Here is a 1,442-nt window from a genome sequence, read left to right on the forward strand (position 1 = left end):
GATCAACAAAAGCAAAACTTAAAAAGAATAGCTTCCAAGATCAAAACAGAATTTAAAGAGCTGGATATCATTCCATATTACCCCAAGGGAGAAGAACGCAAAAATTATATTTTGAATAGTTACTGTTGTTTTTCCCCTAATTATTCCAATTATGATTTATATGTAACAGATCTTAAACATGCACTTTGTCTCTTTATTAACAATACCAATTATCAATCAGACGACACCGGGATCATTTTCAATGACCGAGAACATAATATTCCCGTTTTAAAAGATGTTTGGGATGAAAAAAAGAAACGCATCAAAGCTAGGAACTTTGCCATATTTGCTCCTACGGGAGAGGGTAAATCTTTTTTAGCTAATAATATTTTACGTCAGTATTTTGAAAATGGCGTTCGCCTAGTCATCATAGATTTGGGAGGCTCCTACACCAAATTTGCCAAGCTTTATCCTGAAAAATATACGGTATTACGATATGAAAGTGGAAAGAACTTAGGGATTAACCCATTTTATATTAGCGACACTACAGATATTACACCAGAGCGTTTAGAGGACTTATCCATTTTCTTGTTCGAATTATTCGCTTCGGATATGAAAGTAAGCAAAGCACAATCGGTATCCGTAAAGAAAATCCTCCGTTATTACTATCTAAAAACCGCTGAAAACCATTCACTGGACGGCTTTTATCATTTTATTGAAAAGAACCAAGAAAGTTTGCTAGAGGATCTTAAAATTCACCCCGATTACTTTAACACGACCAGTTTTTTACATGTGATGTCAGAATATGTTGGGGAGGGCTTATATAGTTTTCTTTTTGAAGTTAGCGAAGATCAGACCTATAAAATTGAAGATAAGCGATTGATTGTTTTTGAACTGGATGAAGTCAAGGACAATAAAGAAATTCTGTCTGTTATGTTGAAGCTGATAAAATCAGCCATACAACGAACGATTTGGAAGAACAAAGCTGAAAAGGGTATTATTCTTTTCGATGAGTTTGCCAAACAACTCAAGTTTGAAAACGTACTTGAAAGTGTTGAATTCTATTATCAAGCCATTCGTAAACAAAACGGAGCTATTGGTATTATTCTACAATCTATTAATCAACTTCCTAACAACTCTACATCGGCTAGTATTCTAGAAAACACCCAAGTTATTTATAGCCTTAATAATGAGAAAGGATATGATGAACTCATAAAAAGACTTCATTTATCCAGTCACGACTTGAACCAGTTAAAATCCATCAAAAACAATTTGTCGGGAACCTTTAAGTACACCGAAATGTTCATTAAAATCGGTAAGGAAAGTAACATTTTTAGATTAGAGGTACCCAGAGAAGTATATGCTGCTTACCTCACCGATGGGGAAGAAAATGAAGAAATCATGAAACTGTATGAGCAATACGGAAATATGGAAAAAGCAATTTTAAAATTTATTAATTAAAT

General features: G+C 33.6%; 1 protein-coding gene. It reads left to right on the forward strand.

The window, feature by feature from the left end:
- A partial coding sequence (locus FT986_RS11890; RefSeq protein WP_147865242.1) for a VirB4 family type IV secretion system protein occupies positions 1–1,440 on the forward strand: 1,440 nt, incomplete at its 5' end.
- Between the last annotated feature and the right edge of the window lie 2 nt (positions 1,441–1,442).

The organism is Mesonia sp. K4-1 (assembly GCF_008017825.1).
Classification (GTDB): domain Bacteria; phylum Bacteroidota; class Bacteroidia; order Flavobacteriales; family Flavobacteriaceae; genus Mesonia.